The following is a 17,073-nucleotide window of genomic DNA, read 5'->3' on the forward strand; positions in this document are numbered from 1 at the left end:
ATCTATCCCTCCGGTAGGAGGGGTCGTGGCCGACACGATGCTTTCGTTGTGTGAAACGCTCCCAACCGGCACATCGGCGGCACAACAACGAAAGTATTGTGTCGGACGCGGCCCCGGCCCACCCCGTATCAGCCCATCCGGCGCTTGAGGATTCCGCGCGCAGCGCGGATGCCGCGCCGCAGGCGCGAAAGAAGCCGGCTCAGCGGCCCCGCAGCCTCCGGACAAGAATGCTCGCGTCCCCACGGGACTCCAGATCCGCCAGCACCACCGCGACCGCCTCACGCACGATCCGCCCGCGGTCCACCGCAAGCCCATGCTCCCCACGGAGCACCAGCCGCGCATGCTCGAGGTCCATCAGCTCTTCCGCGGACACGTACACCGTGATCTTCTCGTCATGCCGCTCACGCCCACTGGGCCGCCGCCCGGCCGCCCGCTTGGCCCGCCGCTGCGCCGCCGAGGAACCGGACCCGGACCCGCCACCCGCACCGGACCCCGCACGCCGCTGCGTGCCAGGCCCCGCCGGAGACCCGGCCTGCCGCTGCTGCTCCCGCCGCGCCACCGGCGCAGCATCGCGACCCGAGTGCTCGGCCGACTCGGCCTGTTCACGTTGTTCGCGCTGTTCGCGATCCACCGTGTCACCGGAGGACTCGCCCTTCTTCCCCTCGCGCCCACCGGACTTCGTACCGCCCGAGCCATCACCCTCAGCCCCGGGCTCCGCCCCGCCCCGCTCTCCCGCCGACGACGGTGACTCCGAGCCACCGGCCCCCGCGTCACCCTCACGCGCCGGCGACGGCACCCGCGGCGCAGCCGCAGGCGCGGCAGGCGCAGCCGTTCCCGCGGACGCCGACTCGCCGTTCGCGTGCGTGCGGTTGCCCGCCCCGGAGGGGGACTGCAGGCCCATCCCCCCGGTGGTACGGAACAGTTCGTCGGCCCCGGGCAGACTCACTCGGCGTGGCACCGGGCGAGCACCTCCCTGGCGAGCTGGCGATAGGCGGCCGCGCCGACGGAGTTGGAGGCGTACGAGGTGATCGGCTCGCCCGCCACCGTGGTCTCCGGGAAGCGGACCGTCCGCCCGATCACCGTGTGGTAGACGTGATCGTCGAAGGCCTCGACCACCCGCGCCAGCACCTCACGCGAGTGCACCGTGCGGGAGTCGTACATGGTGGCCAGAATCCCGTCCAACTCCAGATCGGGGTTCAGCCGCTCCTGCACCTTCTCGATGGTCTCCGTCAGCAGCGCGACACCGCGCAGCGCGAAGAACTCGCACTCGAGCGGAACGATTACCTTGTGCGCCGCGGTCAGCGCGTTGACCGTCAACAGCCCCAGCGACGGCTGGCAGTCGATGACGATGTAGTCGTACTCCTGCATCAGCGGCTTCAGCGCGCGCTGCAGTGTCTGCTCGCGCGCCACCTCGCTGACCAGTTGCACCTCGGCGGCCGACAAGTCGATATTCGACGGCAGCAGATCCATATTCGGGACCGCCGTCTTCAGCAGCACCTCATCCGCCGACATCCCCCGCTCCATGAGCAGGTTGTAGACGGTCAGGTCCAGCTCCATGGGGTTCACACCCAGCCCCACCGACAGCGCGCCCTGCGGGTCGAAGTCGACCAGCAGCACCCGGCGCCCGTACTCGGCAAGCGCCGCACCCAGGTTGATGGTCGAGGTGGTCTTGCCCACCCCGCCCTTCTGGTTGCACATCGCGATGACCTTGGCCGGACCGTGGTCGGTCAGCGGCCCCGGGATCGGGAAGTACGGCAGCGGCCGGCCGGTGGGTCCGATACGTTCACGGCGCTGTCGCGCCGCGTCGGGTGCGAGCGTCGCGGCGTACTCCGGGTCTGGCTCGTAGTCCGCGTCCGGGTCGTAGAAGTGACTCTCGGACAGGTCGTCGTAGTCGGCGAGGCGGGTTGGATCCTCGCCCCCACCGTGGTCGCCGGCCATGGCATTCACGTGATGATCGTTCCTGCTGTCGTGGGCGTACCCGCTCTGCGGCTGGTGCGCCGTCTGGTGTGCCGCGAAGGTGGAGACAGCGACGGAGCCGACAGGAGCCTGATCCCCGGTGGGGGCCTGGCCCCGCGCAGGCGTTCCTGGTTGACCACCCCCGGGAGCAAATGTCGACTCATTCACAAGTCGTCCTACCTCCTTGGTGACCAGGAAACTTCTAGATAGGTCAGCGTGGCATCTTGCCGACGATTGGCGACTCTATGGCGTGTCGGGGCCTGTCAGCAACACAAACCGGCGGACGCGGCACGATGTGTCGGCTATCGAACACGCCTCTGTCAGTGGTGATGCAAGACACACCTCCGGCCGAACCCCAGGTGACAAGGTTCGGCCGGTGGTGCGTTATTACCTGTTTGACAACGGCTGTTGCCGCATCATCCAGGGGCGTTCGCAAGCCCCTGCTATCAGCCCAGGACGCGGCTCAGTTCGGTGACCGGAAGGTCGTGCGCTTCCGCGACGGGGCCGTAAACGACCTGCCCCTCATGGGTGTTGAGCCCGAGCGCGAGCGCCGGGTCGCGGCGCAGCGCCTCGCGCCAGCCGCGGTTGGCGAGCTCCACGATGTACGGCAGCGTGACGTTGGTGAGCGCGTACGTCGAGGTGTTGGGCACCGCGCCCGGCATGTTGGCGACGCAGTAGAAGACCGAGTTGTGGACCTTGAAGGTCGGCTCGGCGTGGGTGGTCGGACGCGAGTCCTCGAAGCAACCACCCTGATCGATCGCGATGTCGACAAGGACACTTCCCGGCTTCATGCGCGAGACCAGCTCGTTGGTGACCAGCTTCGGCGCCTTCGCGCCCGGGATGAGCACCGCGCCGATGACGAGGTCGGCGTCGAGGACGGCATTCTCCAGCTCGAAGGCGTTGGACATGATGGCCCGCACCTTGGTGCCGAAGACCTTGTCGGCCTCGCGCAGCTTGTTGACGTCCTTGTCGAGCAGCGTCACGTGGAAGCCGAGCCCGACGGCGATCTGGGTGGCGTTCCAGCCGGAGACGCCGCCGCCGATGACGACGGCCTTGCCCGGGTGCGTACCCGGCACGCCGCCCGGAAGGACGCCGCGGCCGCCGGCGGAGGCCATCAGGTGGTACGCGCCGACCTGCGGGGCCAGCCGGCCCGCGACCTCGGACATGGGGGCGAGCAGCGGGAGCGCCCGGTTCGCCGTCTCCACGGTCTCGTACGCGATGGCGGTCGTCTGCGACTCGAGCAGCGCGTCGGTGCACTCGCGCGAGGCGGCCAGGTGCAGGTAGGTGAAGAGGATCTGGTCCTTGCGGAGCCGGTGGTACTCCTCCGCGATCGGCTCCTTGACCTTCAGCAGCAGGTCGGCCTGCCCCCACACCTCGTCGGCGGTGGGGATGATCGTGGCACCGGCGGCCACGTACTCCTCGTCCGTGATGGACGACCCGACGCCGGCGCCCTTCTCCACGAGCACCTGGTGCCCATGGCGCACCAGCTCGTGCACGCCGGCCGGGGTGATGGCCACCCGGTACTCGTTGTTCTTGACCTCGCGGGGGATGCCGACCTTCACGACAGATCACGGTCCTTGGATCACAGGGTTATGACTGAAAAGCCCGGTGGGCAGGGATATGACACCACCCGAGGCACGCCCAGTCTGAACGAAGGCCTACCCCGCTGTCCAGCCTTACAAAGCAAACAGTTTTTTCAGTTCACATCTTTGTTTCTTAGGTGGAACCATTGGCGGAGGCAGTGATTCTGTCAGCGGCACCCCGCTCCAGCAGCCGCTCCGCCGCCGACCGCTGCAGCTCGGCCTGTACGGGGTCGCCGAGCCGGTCGAGCGTGTCCGCGAGCCGCAGCTGCACAGCGGCCCGCAGCCGGTCGTCCCCGGCCTCCAGCGCCGCCCGCAACGCCTCCTGGCAGGTGACCACCGCCTGCCGCGGATGCCCCGCGTACTCCTGCACCCGGGCCACCTCGCCGAGCGCCCGCGCCTGCCCCGCCCGGTCTCCCAGCCGCCGGCACACGGCCGAGGCCGCCTTCCACTGCCGCAGCGCGTGCCCCCACATCCCGGCATACGTGTGCGCCGCCCCCAGCCGCCCCCGCAGCCGCGCCTCGTCCACCAGCCCGTCGCCCCCACGCGACTGAACCAGCACCAGCGCCCGTCCATACCAGTCGGCTGCCCGCTCGAAGTCGCCCAACTCCTGGTACGTGCACCCGATGGACTCCAGCGCCCGCCCCACCGGCTGCGGATCCCCCACCTCACGAGCGGCCTCGAGCGCCTCGCGGTAGCGGACCAGAGCCTCTGCAGACCGCCCGGACCGGGCGTCGAGATCCCCGAGGTTCAGCAGCGCGGCGGCCTTCTCCCGTACGAGCCCGCGCCGCTCGGCCACACCGAGCACCAGCTCGTGCAGCTGGTACTGCTCGGGCGCGGCCGACTCCTCGCCCTGATGCGCGGCCAGCGCCCGGGACAGGGCGGCGGCGAAGCGCCGCGCCAGCGTGTCCAGCTCCCCGTCGGCCACCGCACTCCGCGCCGCCGCGAGCAGCGCGGGCTTACGTCCGGCCAGCCACTCGCGGGCGGCCTCGGGACTGCTGAACCGCAGCGTCTTGGGCAGCCCGGCCAGCCGCTTGTGCACCGGCGAGTCCTCGGGCTCGGTCACGGCGCGGCAGGAGTGCAGCAGCCGTACGGTCCGCTCCAGCATCCGCGCCCGCGCCAGCAGCACCTCCTCGGGCCGCTCCTTGGTCTCGAGCAGCTGCTGCAGCAGCGGCCGCAGGCACCCCGGCACCTCGTACAGCTCCTCGTCCCGCCGGATGAGACCCAGCCGCTCGAAGTCCTCGAGCGTGGTCCGGGCGGCGGCGACGGTGCAGCCGGCGAGCGCGGAGGCGGTATGCGCATCCACTAACCCGGCGGGGGCGAGCGCGAGCAGCCTCAGGAGATGCCCGGCGGGCTGCGGCAGCGATTCGTAGGTCAGCCGGAAGGCGCGCGCGAGTGCGGAGTCACCCGCGGGCAGCGCCCGTACAGCATCGGCCACGGCGGCATCGGGGCGCGCCGCGAGCCAGCCGCCGACGAGAGTGAGTGCGGCCGGATGTCCTTCGCATTCCTCGACGAGCGCCTCCGCCGCCTTCGGATCCACGGTGACGCGGATGTCGCCGGCGAAGTGCTCGAGCAGTTCCTTCGCGTCGGCGGGCTCCAGCCCGCCCAGCACGCAGGGCCGGACATCGGAGACCCCGGTGAGCGGCCCCTCGGCCACCGCGAGGACCAGGTGGTCCCGGCTCTCGGGAATCAGCTCGTCGAGCTGCTCGGCGTCGGCCACGTCGTCGACGATGACCAGCCGGCCGTCCGGATAGTCGTCCGCGACCTGCCGGGCGAACTCCGCGGCCAGCCGGCTGCGCCCCGACCCCGGCTTTCCGGCGATCAGCAGCACCCGGGCCCGCGGCGCGGGCCGTCCGGAGAGGGTGTCAAGACCGGCCTGCGCGATATCCCCGCGCAAAGCCTCCAGCTCACGACCGCGACCTACAAAGGGGGTGCTCACGCTTCCCGAGCGTAGCCGTCCCCTTACGCCACCGCCGTTGCAGTTGGCCCTGTTGGGGGAAGCCTGCGGCGATCCGTCCCCCGGGAGGAGGGGTCGTGCCGCCCACGACCCCGCTCCTCCCCGTCGGCGGAGGTGCTCAGGCCTCGAACGGCCGGGCCGGCCACGGCGCGTCAGCCGGGCGCAGCCCGCCCACGCCGCCCGCGGAACCCAGCGCCGCCTGCAGGGCGAGCACCCCGACGACCAGGCAGTTGTTGTGCAGCTCGCCCGCGAGGGCACCGCGCACGAGCTCCTCGAGCGGCACCCGCGCGAACTCGAGATCCATCTCCTCGTCCTCGACGGCGAACCGCTCGCCCTCGGCCTCGGAGATATCCCGCGCCAAGAAGATCCGCACGGCCTCGTCGCACCCGCCGGGCGTCGTATAGACGTCGGCGAGCACTCGCCAGTCCTCCGCCTTCACGTGCGCCTCTTCGTAAAGCTCACGCATCGCCGCGTTCAGCGGATTCTCGCCGGGGACATCGAGCAGCCCGGCCGGAATCTCCCAGAGCTTCTGCCGCACCGGATGCCGGTACTGGCTCAGCACCAGCACGCGGTCCTCGTCGTCCAGCGCCAGCACGGCGACCGAACCCGGGTGCACCTGATAGTCCCGCCGCGCCACTGTCCCGTCCGGCATGACAACGTCGTCGGTCCGCACCGAGGTCTTGTTCCCGGTGAAGGGGGTGGCCGTGGCCACCACCTCCCAGCTCTCCGGTACGTCCCGCAGCCTCACGTCGAGGCCTCCTGCTGCCGCGCCACGGACGCCTTGACCAGGCCGGCGAACAGCGGGTGCGGCCGGGTGGGCCGGGACCGGAGCTCGGGGTGCGCCTGCGTGGCGACCAGGTACGGGTGCACCTCGCGCGGGTACTCCACGTACTCGACGAGCTTGTTGTCGGGCGACGTGCCCGAGAAGACCAGGCCGGCCTTCTTCTCCAGCTCGGTCCGGTAGTGGTTGTTCACCTCGTACCGGTGCCGGTGCCGCTCCTCCACGTACGGCGCGTCCCCGTACGCCTCGCGCACGACCGAGCCCTCGGCGAGCTTCGCGGGGTACATCCCGAGCCGCATGGTGCCGCCCATGTCGCCGTCGCCGGCGACGATGTCGAGCTGCTCCTCCATGGTCGAGATGACCGGGTGGGCCGCCGCCTGGTCGAACTCGGTCGAGTTCGCGCCCTCGATGTCGGCCAGATTCCGGGCCGCCTCGATGACGATGCACTGCAGGCCGAGGCAGATGCCGAGCAGCGGCACCTTCTTCTCGCGGGCCCAGCGGATCGCCTGCACCTTGCCCTCGACGCCGCGCTCGCCGAAGCCGCCGGGGATCACGATGCCGTCGACGTCCGCCAGCACCTTCTCGGCGCCTGCCGGGGTCTTCAGGTCGTCGGAGGTGACCCACTTGATCTTCGCCCGCGCGTTGTTGGCGAAGCCGCCCGCCCGGATCGCCTCCGTCACCGACAGATACGCGTCCGGCAGGTCGATGTACTTGCCCACCAGCGCAATCGTCACTTCATGATCGGGCTGGTGCACCCGGCGCAGCAGGTCATCCCACTGCTTCCAGTCCACATCGCGGAACGGCAGGTCCAGCTTCCGCACGACGTACGCGTCGAGCCCCTCGGTGTGCAGCACCTTCGGGATGTCGTAGATCGACTTGGCGTCGATGGCCGCGACCACCGCAGCCTCGTCGACGTCGCACATCAGCGAGATCTTGCGCTTGATGGACGTCGGCACCTCGCGGTCGGCCCGCAGCACGATCGCGTCCGGCTGGATACCGATGTTCCGCAGCGCGGCGACGGAGTGCTGGGTCGGCTTGGTCTTCAGCTCGCCGGAAGGACCGATGTACGGGAGCAGCGAGATGTGCACGACGAAGACGTTGTCCCGCCCGACCTCATGCCGGGTCTGCCGTACGGCCTCCAGGAACGGCAGCGACTCGATGTCGCCGACGGTGCCGCCGACCTCGGTGATCACGACGTCGACGTCGTCCGTCGCCATCCGCCGGATCCGGGACTTGATCTCGTTGGTGATGTGCGGGATGACCTGCACCGTGTCGCCGAGGTACTCGCCCCGCCGCTCCTTGGCGATGACGGTCGAGTAGACCTGCCCGGTGGTCACGTTCGCCGAGCCGTCCAGATCCACGTCCAGGAAGCGCTCGTAGTGCCCGATGTCCAGGTCGGTCTCGGCGCCGTCGTTGGTGACGAACACCTCACCGTGCTGGAACGGGTTCATCGTGCCCGGGTCCACGTTCAGATACGGGTCGAGCTTCTGCATCGTCACCCGCAGGCCGCGCGCCTTGAGCAGGGCGCCGAGGCTGGAGGCGGTGAGCCCCTTGCCGAGCGAGGAGGCGACGCCTCCCGTGACGAAGATGTGCTTGGTCGTCGTGGATGGCCTGGCCAAGAGGGGCTCCCGTGGTCGCTGTGAAAGGTGCGTTGCAGAAAGTTCGGAAAGGCGCCGGAGTGGTCACGAGACCTGCGGCGAAACCTTCCGCTCCACGGGCTACCAGGGTATCAGCCGGAGGGACCCCCCGCGCGACGGCGCCGCGTCCGCGGCGGCATCGCGGCACGCAGTGCAACCTGCGGCGGGAGCTCAGCCGGACGTTCGACGCACGGATATGAGAGCCCCTCAAGCGGATCACGATGTCGCGTCGTATCCTGCCTGGACGCACGCAGTCGACTGGAGAGTCACCACGTGGCCGGGCGCATCGAGGACTACGCACTTATCGGCGATATGCAGACCGCCGCCCTCGTCTGCCGGGACGGGACTGCCGACTGGCTGTGCCTGCCCCGCTTCGACTCCCATGCGGTCTTCGCCGGCCTCCTCGGGACCGAGGAGCACGGCTTCTGGCGGCTGGGCCCTGCCTACGGCCCCGACCGCCGGCCGCCCCCCGCGGACCGGCGGCGCTACCGCGGCGATTCGCTGATCCTGGAGTCCGAGTGGGACACCCCGCGCGGCACGGTCCGGGTGATCGACTTCATGCCGCCGCGGCACGGCGACGCACCCCAGCTGGTGCGCATCGTCGAGGGCGTCAGCGGCCGCGTCCCGATGCGTTCCGCGCTGCGGATGCGCTTCTCGTACGGGCGGATCGTCCCGTGGGTGCACAAGGTCGACGGCCGCACGGTCGCGGTGGCCGGACCTGACTCCGTATGGCTGGACACGCCGGGCGACACATACGGCCAGGACCTCACCACCTACTCGGACTTCACCGTGGCACCGGGTGACAGGATCGCCTTCACGATGAGCTGGCAGCCCTCCCACAAGGAGCCGCCGCCGCTGCCGGTGCCCGAGACGGCGCTGACGAACACCGAGGCCTTCTGGCAGGAGTGGACCGGGCACTGCACGTACCACGGCCCGTACCGGGAAGCCGTGGTCCGCTCGCTGATCACGCTGAAGGCGCTCACGTACGAGCCGACGGGCGGCATCGTCGCGGCGCCCACGACCTCGCTCCCGGAGGACATCGGGGGCGTACGGAACTGGGACTACCGCTACACCTGGCTGCGCGACGCCGCCATCACGCTCTCGTCGCTGCTGCGCACCGGCTATCGCGAGGAGGCCCGCGCCTGGCGGGAGTGGCTGCTCAGGGCCGTCGCGGGCGACCCGGAGAACCTGCAGATCATGTACGGCATCGCGGGCGAGCGCGAGCTCGGCGAGATGGAGCTGGACTGGCTGCCGGGATACGAGGGCTCGGGACCCGTACGGGCCGGGAACGGCGCCGCGGGCCAGCTGCAATTGGACGTCTACGGCGAGACCATCGAGGCGCTCCACCTGGGCCACATGACGGGCCTGGCCCGCAACGACTACGCCTCCGTCCTGCAGCTGAAGATGATCCGCTGGGTCGAGGAGAACTGGGACCGCCCCGACGAGGGCCTGTGGGAGGTCCGCGGCCCGCGCCGGCACTTCGTGCACTCGAAGGTGATGCTCTGGGTCGCGGTCGACCGCACCATCAAGCTGATCGAGTCCGGCGACGCGGACGGCCCGCTGGAGCGCTGGCGGGAGCTGCGCGACGACATCCACCGGGATGTCTGCGAGAAGGGCTACGACCCGCAGCGCAACACCTTCACACAGTCCTACGGCTCCAAGGAGCTGGACGCGTCGCTGCTGCTGATCCCGCAGATGGGCTTCCTGCCGCCGGACGACAAGCGCGTGATCGGCACGATCGAGGCGATCCAGCGGGAGTTGTCCACGCCGGACGGCTTCGTGCTGCGCTACCCGACCTCGGGCGGCGAGGAGGGCGTGGACGGCCTGCCCGGCGACGAAGGCGCCTTCCTGGCCTGCTCCTTCTGGCTCGCCGACGACCTGGCGATGATCGGCCGGGTGAAGGAGGCACGCGAGCTCTTCGAGAAGCTCCTCGCGCTGCGCAACGACCTCGGGCTGCTGGCTGAGGAGTGGGACCCGCGGCTGCAGCGGCAGGTCGGCAACTTCCCGCAGGCGTTCAGCCACGTGCCGCTGATCGATACCGCGTTGCGGCTGAGCGCGACGGGGGCCTGGGGCGGCTGAGCCGCGCCGCCCGGTGGGTGGTCCAGGCGAGGGTGAGCAGCGCCGGCACGGCGGCCAGCAGCAGCAGCAAGTCCGCGGGCGGCAGCGCGTGTTCGAGCACGGCCAGCGGATACGGTGCGCCGAAGCCGCAGTAGGCGCACGCCTGGAAGACGGCGGTCAGCCTGCCCAGGTTGTGGTCACCGGCCAGGCGCTGCACCTCCATCAGACCGCACACCAGGCAGCAGCCGTAGCCCGCGCCGAGCACCAGCGCGGCGAGGGCGACGAGCCACCACTGCAAGCTCGCCGCGGCCGCCGCGCCGAGCAGCAGTCCGCCCACCACGATGCCCAGTGCGGTGGCGATCAGGCGCGGCTTCTCCGGGCGGTGGACGCGACGCGCCAGCGGCTGCACCGCGATGCCGGCCACCATGGTCAGCATGGTCACGATCGCGCTGAACGTCAGCGCGTTGTCGCCGAGCCGGTCCAGGACCAGTCCGGGGAGGTAGGCGAGCGCGATCGAGGACGCGCCGAACACCCAGGGGGCCAGCGGCGCGACGACGCTCCAGAACCGGCGGCTGCTCGCCTTGGGCAGGCTCAGGCGGGACCAGAGCGCGGCGTCCGTACGGGCTTCGTGAGTCTCCGGCGTGCGCAGCACGAACGGTACGGCCGCCAAGGTGAGCGCCACATGCGGCAGGTAGGAGCTGACGGCCGGGTTCGGTGCGGCCTGTGCCAGCAGACCGGCGATCAGCGGGCCCACGGCGAAGCCGGTGGTCATGGCGATCGCGGCGCGGCGGGCGCCGGTGTGCTCGTCCCGGCCGGAGCCGCGGACGGTCAGTTCCTTGATCCACGCGGTGCCCGAGCTGAACGCCGCTCCGCTGGCGGCCCCGGCGACCAGCCGCCCGGCGAACAGCCAGCCCGATCCCGTTCCGGCCTGCATGAGCAGCCCGCTGGCGAGGGCCGAGATGATCAGTGCGGGCACCAGTGTCCGGCGGCGTCCGTACCGATCGGAGAACGGGCCCCCGAGCAGCAGCCCGGGGATCAGCCCCACCGCGTAGAGGGCGTAGGTCGCCTCAACCGTCGTCGTCGGGACGCCCAGTTCGGAGCGGTACATCAGCAGCAGGGGCGCGAACTGATTCGCTCCCCAGCCGACGGCCGCGACGCCCAGCGCGATCGCCATCCACGCACGGCCGGATGATGTCGAGCTCCTCATGTCTACGACGCTGACGCCGACCGGGGGCTCCTCTCAACCGGCCGAAACGTCATCGAACCTGCGATTTACGCCAAGATCGCTCAGAACGACCGGGTCCGCCGCGGCTCCGCGTCGACGATCTCGTCGTACACGCTGAGCACCTGCGCGACCGTGTCGTCCTCGGTCGGCCAGTGCTCGGTGCGGGCCCGGCCCGCGGCGGCGAGCTCCGCGCACCGCTGGGGCTCCCGCAGCAGCCGGGCGACGGCGGTGGCGAGGGCCTGGGCATCGCCGTACGGGACCAGCTCCGCCGCCTCACCGACCTGCTCGGGTACGCCGCCGACGGCGGTGGCGACCAGCGGCGCGCCCGCGTACAGCGCCTCCTGCGCGAGCAGCGACCTCGCCTCCCAGCGGCTGGGCAGCACGGCCACGTCGGCGACGCCGAGCAGGTCGCCGAGGTCCTCGCGGCAGCCGAGCAGCCGTACCGGCAGCTTCTCCGCGTCGATGCGCTGCTGCAGCACGGCCCGCTGCGAGCCCTCGCCGGCGATCGCCAGCAGCGGCGGCGGGTCGAGGGAGCGCCAGATGCGGGCGGCGTCGAGCAGCGGCTCGTGGCCCTGGCCCGGCTCGAGGCGGCCCGCGGTGAGGAGGAGCGGGCGGCCGACGGCGCCGAGTTCGGCACGGGCCTTCTGCCGGGCCCGGTCATCGAGCTGCTGCGGCAGCCGGGGCGCGGGCGCGGCGACGGGGCCCAGGCGGGCGTCGCGGGCGCCGTGCCTGCGGGCCTCGTCGACCAGGTCGGTGGAGGCGCCGAGCAGCACCCGGGCGCTCCTCGCCACGCGCCGCTGCAGCAGCGGCTGCACGCGGGCCTTGGCGCCTTCCGCGTACGGCCTGGTGTGCCAGGTGACGACGAGCGGCGTGCGGCGTACGTCCCGGCCGAGCACGAGGCGGGCGAGGAGCGCGGCGCGGCTGCCGTGGGCGTGCACGAGGTCGGCTCCCGCGCAGGCGGCGCGCACGACGGCGAGGGTACGGGCCTGAGCGCCGCGCCCGGTCGGGATCCTGGCGACCTGCGCGCCGGCGTCGGCGAAGCCGTAGAGCCTTGCCGCGCGCGGCGTGGCGACGACGGTGACCCGGACGCCGCGGGCGACGAGGCCCGCGGCCAGCGACCGCACATGCACCCCGCTGCCGTGGCTGCCGCCGCCGACGAGCTGCACGGCGTGCAAGGGCCCTGGCGGGCTGCTTGCCGTGCGCTTGGCGGCGGGTGAGCTGGTCACGCGGCTCCTTGTTCGGGTCGGTGCAATCGGGGGGCGGTCCGGATCCGCATGCAGCATGCCATCCGGTGGGGGCGATACGGCACCACTTTCGCTGGCGCGTGGCTGTGGTGGGGCGTGATCCAGGCTTGGCACGCGGTGCCGGTCCACCCTTGCGGGTGACGGGGGCAGCTTGACCGGCGTCCGGGGCGCGTTACGTCGGCGGCTGCGGAAACGTCCGGGCCCACCCGTCCCGCCGTGCGGGACGGGTGGGCCCGGGGTGCGAGGCGGCTAGCCGGGGAGCGCCCGCTCCCCGTACACCGCGGCCGCCACGACCACCGCCGCGTGGAGTGCCAGGCCGGTCCGGCCGTTGCCCGCGGCGATCGCTACGCCCAGGGACGCGCCCAGGGCGTGGGCGCCCGCGTCGCCGATCATCGTGTGCTGGGCAACGTCGTCCGGCAGCACCGCGGCCGCCGCGCCCGCCGGTACGGCGGACAGGGTCGCGGCCTCGCCGCCGCGCAGCAGGCCCGGCGCGGCGAGTGCCACCGTCGCGGCGGTGGCGCGCGCGGGGCGTACGTCCAGGAGGTTCACCGCGTGGGCGGAGCCCGCGATCACGACGCCCGCCAGCAGGCGGTCCAGCGGGCGGTCCTTCAGCAGGGCGCCCGCCGCGAGGCCCGCGGCGCCGATGCCGAGGAGCTTGACGCCACCGGTGGTCAGCTCGCCCTGCCGCAGCGCCGCGAGATGCGCGCGGAAGCCCCGGCGCGCGTCGTCGCGGCCCGCGAGGTCGTCGTACGCGCCGATGCCGCCTGCCACGGCCGTGGCGAGGACGGCGGCCGCGCGGGTGCGGCCGCGCAGCCCGGGAGCGGTCGCCGCGGCTGCCAGCGCGCCTGTGGCGGCCGCGGGTCCGCCGAGCAGGTCCAGGTGCCGCCCCGCGAAGTTCTTGCGCTCCCACAGGGCGGCCCCGCCCGGAGGCCGGCGGCGCAGCGCGGCGAGTGCGGTACGGGTCGTCGTGGCGGCGGTGACCAGGGCTGATGTCGCAGAAGGCATGCGCAGACCGTATCGCTGGACTCAGCGACCGACCCGCGCCGCCTCCAGCAGCTCCTCCGCGTGCGCCCGCGCCGTCTCCGAGTCCTGCTGGCCCGCGAGCATCCGCGACAGCTCCCGCACCCGCGCCTCGCCCTCCAGCACGGTCACGCCGGAGCGCGTCACCGAGCCGTCCGAGGTCTTCTCCACCAGCAACTGCCGGTCCGCGAAGGCCGCCACCTGCGGCAGGTGCGTGACGACCACGACCTGGGCCGACTGTGCGAGCCGGGCCAGCCGCCGGCCGACCTCGACCGCGGCCTTGCCGCCGACGCCCGCGTCGACCTCGTCGAAGAGATACGTGGGGACAGGATCCGAGCCCGCGAAGACGACCTCCACCGCGAGCATCACCCGCGACAGCTCACCGCCCGACGCGCCCTTGGCGATCGGCCGCGCCTGCGCGCCCGGGTGCGGGGCGAGCAGCAGCTCGACCTCGTCCACGCCCGTAGGACCGAAGTCCGCGGTCTGCCGGATGTCGACGCTGACCCGCGCATGCGGCATCGCGAGCTCGCTCAGCTCCGCCGTCACCGCGTCCGCGAACCGCGTCGCCGCCTCGCCGCGCGCCTCGGTCAGCGCGCCCGCCAGCTCGGTCAGCTCCGCGGTGAGCGCGTCCCGCTCGGCCGTCAGCTCGCCGATCCGGTCGTCGTCGCCCTCCAGCTCGGCCAGCCGCGTCGCGCCCTCCTCGGCCCAGGCCAGCACGGCGGTGATGTCCTCGCCGTACTTGCGGGTCAGCTGCGCCAGCGCGGCCCGCCGCTCCTCCACCGCGGACAGCCGCAGCGGGTCGGCGTCGATGTTGTCGGCGTACGCGGCCAACTCCCCCGCCACGTCCGCGACGAGGATGCCGATTTCGCCGAGCCGGTCGGCGAGCGCCGCGAGCGCCGGGTCGTGCGCGCGGACGGCCTCCACGGCCCGGTGCGCGCCGGCGATCAGCGTGGTGGCGTCGACGCTCTCGGGGTCCTCGGGGTTGCCGGCCAGCCCGGCGTGGGCGGTGTTCGCGGCGGCGGTGAGCGATTCGGCGTGGCCGAGCCGCTCGGCCTCGGCGGCCAGCTCTACGTCCTCGCCCGGGAGCGGCTCGACGGCCGCGACCTCGTCGAGGCCGAAGCGCAGCAGGTCGGCTTCCTGGGCGCGTTCGCGGGCGCGGGTGGTGATGGTGTCGAGTTCGCTGGATACGGCGCGCAGGCGGGTGTACGCGGCGGCGTACTTCGCGAGCGGCACGGCGACGGCGTCGCCCGCGTACCGGTCGAGCGCCCCGCGCTGCCGGGCGGGCTTCAGCAGTCCCTGCTGGTCGGTCTGGCCGTGCACGGCGACCAGGTCGTCGGCGAGCTCACCGAGGATGCCGACGGGCACGGAGCGCCCGCCGAGGTGCGCCCGCGAGCGCCCTTCGGCCGAGACCGTACGGCTTATCAGCAGCGCCCCGTCGTCGAGCTCGGCGCCGGCCTCCTCGGCCCGTACCGCCGCGGGGGCGCCGTCCGGGACCACGACACGGCCCTCGACGACAGCGCTCTTGGCGCCGATACGGACCAGCGCGGCGTCGGCGCGCCCGCCGAGCAGCAGGCCGAGACTGGTGACCACCATCGTCTTGCCGGCGCCGGTCTCGCCGGTGACGGCGGTGAAGCCGGGCGACAACTCGACGACGGCATCATCGATGACGCCCAGGGACTGGATCCGCATCTCCTCCAACACGGGTACGACCATACGAGGTTCTTGGCACCACGTGCGATGGGCCTCCCGGCCGGGGCCCCGCCGGGGGGCGGTTTGGGACGCTTGTACGCCGTTTCGGGTCACCCTCAGTTGGGCGCCCCGCGCCACCCGGCGACCGGCAGCGCGAACTTGGCGACCAGGCGGTCCGTAAAGACGGAGTGGTGCAGCCGCGCCAAGCGCACCGGGGTCTCCCCCCGCCGCACCTCCACCCGCGCGCCGGCCGGCAGGTCGACCGTCCGCCGCCCGTCGCACCACAGCACCCCGTGCTGGTTCGTCGGCTGCACCTCCACCGCCAGCACCGAGTCCGGCGACGTCACCAGCGGCTTCGCGAACAGCGCGTGCGCGCTGATCGGGACCATGAGCAGCGCCTCGACCTCCGGCCACACCACCGGGCCGCCCGCCGAGAAGGCGTACGCCGTCGACCCCGTCGGCGTCGCGCACACGACGCCGTCGCAGCCGAAGCGCGACACCGGCCGCCCGTCGACCTCCATGACGACCTCGAGCATCCGCTCCCGGGAGGCCTTCTCCACCGACGCCTCGTTGAGCGCCCAGTCGGTGTGCACGACGCGGCCGTTGGTGCGTACGAGTACGTCGAGGGTCATTCGCTCCTCGACCTCGTAGTCCTGCTTGACGACGCGGTAGACGACCTTGTCGAGGTCGTCGCGCTCGGCCTCCGCGAGGAAGCCGACCCGCCCCAGGTTCACGCCGAGCATCGGCACCCCGGACGCCCGCGCGAACTCCGCGCCGCGCAGCAGCGTCCCGTCCCCGCCGAGGACGACGATGAGCTCGCAGCCGTCGATCACCGACGGGCCCGCCTTGCACAGCTCGACCTCGTCGGGCAGCGGCAGATCGGCGGCCTCCTCGGCGAGTACGCGCACGCCGACGCCGCTGTTCAGCAGCCCGCGGACGACGAGTTCCGCACTGCGGATCGCCGCCGGGCGGCCGGTGTGGGCGAGGAGGAAGACCGTGCGGCCGCCGGGCTCCGGCGTGGGCATGCCCGGCTCGGTGTGCTTCATTGCGGCCCCTTCTTCATTGCGGCCCCTTCTTCACTGCGTCGTCCACGTCGGCGGGGTCGAGCGGGGGTGCCCCGGCGCGCAGCCACAGAAAATACTCGACGTTTCCGGACGGACCCGGCAGCGGGCTGGCGGTGACGCCCTGCACGCCGAGCCCGAGCTTCGCCGCCTGCTCGGCGACCGTACGGACGGCCTCGGCGCGCAGCTCGGGGCTGCGCACGACGCCGCCGCTGCCGAGCCGCTCCTTGCCGACCTCGAACTGCGGCTTGACCATCAGCACCAGGTCGGCGTCGGGTGCGGCGCACCGGACGAGGGCGGGCAGCACGAGGCCGAGCGGGATGAAGGAAAGATCGCCGACGACGAGGTCGACCGGGATGTCGTCGATCTGCTCGAGGGTCAGCTCGCGGACGTTCGTACGGTCCTTGACGGTGACGCGCTCGTCGGACTGCAGCGACCAGGCGAGCTGCCCGTACCCGACATCGGCGGCGACGACGTGCGCGGCACCGGCGCGCAGCAGCACATCGGTGAACCCACCGGTGGACGCACCGGCGTCGAGCGCGCGACGCCCTTCGACGCGAAGTCCCTCGGGGAGGAAGGCGTCGAGGGCCCCGGCGAGCTTGTGCCCGCCGCGCGAGACGTAATCCGGGTCGCTGTCGTCGTCGGCGACGACGATTGCGGCGCTCTTCTCCACCTGCGTGGCGGCTTTGGTGGCGGTCGCCCCACCGACGGTGACCCTGCCGGCGGCGATGAGCTGCGAGGCGTGCTCGCGGGAGCGGGCCAGCTCGCGTCGTACGAGCTCGGCGTCCAGGCGGAGTCGCTGCGCTTTGGCTTTGGCTTTGGCTGCGGCCACGTCAGCCGTCCCGGCGGGTGTGGTGGGCTGTCT

The 17,073-nt window shown here is 72.3% G+C and carries 13 protein-coding genes; 1 reads left to right on the forward strand and 12 read right to left on the reverse strand.

Features of this window, described 5'->3' with window-relative positions; translation table 11 throughout:
* Nucleotides 1–199: 199 nt before the first annotated feature.
* The 6 genes from G5C51_RS29650 to G5C51_RS29675 all read right to left on the reverse strand — a co-directional run bounded on the left by G5C51_RS29650 (nucleotide 200) and on the right by G5C51_RS29675 (nucleotide 7,893).
* Nucleotides 200–901, reverse strand: coding sequence for a hypothetical protein (locus G5C51_RS29650; protein ID WP_206314468.1), 702 nt, complete (start codon nucleotides 899–901; stop codon nucleotides 200–202).
* A gap of 41 nt (nucleotides 902–942) precedes the next feature.
* A complete protein-coding gene (locus tag G5C51_RS29655) occupies nucleotides 943–1,938 on the reverse strand; it encodes a ParA family protein (protein WP_165241658.1) in 996 nt (331 codons plus the stop codon).
* A gap of 464 nt (nucleotides 1,939–2,402) precedes the next feature.
* Nucleotides 2,403–3,518: an alanine dehydrogenase gene (ald, locus tag G5C51_RS29660; protein ID WP_165241640.1), complete on the reverse strand. Its 1,116-nt coding sequence runs from the start codon at nucleotides 3,516–3,518 to the stop codon at nucleotides 2,403–2,405.
* 154 nt (nucleotides 3,519–3,672) lie between these two features.
* Nucleotides 3,673–5,475 carry a tetratricopeptide repeat protein gene (locus G5C51_RS29665; RefSeq protein WP_338118344.1) on the reverse strand — a complete coding sequence of 601 codons (1,803 nt, stop codon included), beginning with the start codon at nucleotides 5,473–5,475 and terminating at the stop codon, nucleotides 3,673–3,675.
* Nucleotides 5,476–5,611: 136 nt separating this feature from the next.
* Complete coding sequence (locus tag G5C51_RS29670) at nucleotides 5,612–6,241, reverse strand: NUDIX domain-containing protein (RefSeq protein ID WP_165241642.1); 630 nt, start codon at nucleotides 6,239–6,241, stop codon at nucleotides 5,612–5,614.
* Nucleotides 6,238–7,893, reverse strand: coding sequence for a CTP synthase (locus G5C51_RS29675; protein WP_165241644.1), 1,656 nt, complete (start codon nucleotides 7,891–7,893; stop codon nucleotides 6,238–6,240). The genes G5C51_RS29670 and G5C51_RS29675 overlap by 4 nt, the downstream gene beginning before the upstream one ends.
* Nucleotides 7,894–8,184: 291 nt before the next feature.
* Here G5C51_RS29675 and G5C51_RS29680 point away from each other — a divergent pair, with 291 nt between their 5' ends.
* The gene (locus tag G5C51_RS29680; RefSeq protein ID WP_165241646.1) at nucleotides 8,185–9,990 is read left to right on the forward strand and encodes a glycoside hydrolase family 15 protein; all 1,806 of its coding nucleotides are present in this window, start codon (nucleotides 8,185–8,187) and stop codon (nucleotides 9,988–9,990) included.
* Here the strand turns inward: G5C51_RS29680 and G5C51_RS29685 are convergent.
* From G5C51_RS29685 to G5C51_RS29710, 6 genes are all read right to left on the reverse strand, one after another.
* Nucleotides 9,926–11,176, reverse strand: coding sequence for an MFS transporter (locus G5C51_RS29685; protein ID WP_165241648.1), 1,251 nt, complete (start codon nucleotides 11,174–11,176; stop codon nucleotides 9,926–9,928). The two genes, G5C51_RS29680 and G5C51_RS29685, sit on opposite strands and share 65 nt — an antisense overlap.
* Nucleotides 11,177–11,256: 80 nt before the next feature.
* Nucleotides 11,257–12,420, reverse strand: coding sequence for a glycosyltransferase family 4 protein (locus tag G5C51_RS29690; protein WP_338118345.1), 1,164 nt, complete (start codon nucleotides 12,418–12,420; stop codon nucleotides 11,257–11,259).
* A gap of 267 nt (nucleotides 12,421–12,687) precedes the next feature.
* Nucleotides 12,688–13,443, reverse strand: coding sequence for a hypothetical protein (locus G5C51_RS29695; protein WP_165241652.1), 756 nt, complete (start codon nucleotides 13,441–13,443; stop codon nucleotides 12,688–12,690).
* Nucleotides 13,444–13,464: 21 nt separating this feature from the next.
* Nucleotides 13,465–15,171 (reverse strand): DNA repair protein RecN, encoded by a 1,707-nt coding sequence (gene recN / locus G5C51_RS29700; protein WP_165241654.1) that lies wholly within the window; start codon nucleotides 15,169–15,171, stop codon nucleotides 13,465–13,467.
* Between the two features lie 92 nt (nucleotides 15,172–15,263).
* Nucleotides 15,264–16,193 carry an NAD kinase gene (locus G5C51_RS29705; protein WP_240930005.1) on the reverse strand — a complete coding sequence of 310 codons (930 nt, stop codon included), beginning with the start codon at nucleotides 16,191–16,193 and terminating at the stop codon, nucleotides 15,264–15,266.
* A gap of 13 nt (nucleotides 16,194–16,206) precedes the next feature.
* A complete protein-coding gene (locus tag G5C51_RS29710) occupies nucleotides 16,207–17,040 on the reverse strand; it encodes a TlyA family rRNA (cytidine-2'-O)-methyltransferase (RefSeq protein WP_165241656.1) in 834 nt (277 codons plus the stop codon).
* Nucleotides 17,041–17,073 lie beyond the last annotated feature (33 nt).

Origin of the sequence: Streptomyces coryli (genome assembly GCF_011044975.1) — a bacterium.
In the GTDB taxonomy this organism is placed as follows: domain Bacteria; phylum Actinomycetota; class Actinomycetes; order Streptomycetales; family Streptomycetaceae; genus Streptomyces; species Streptomyces coryli.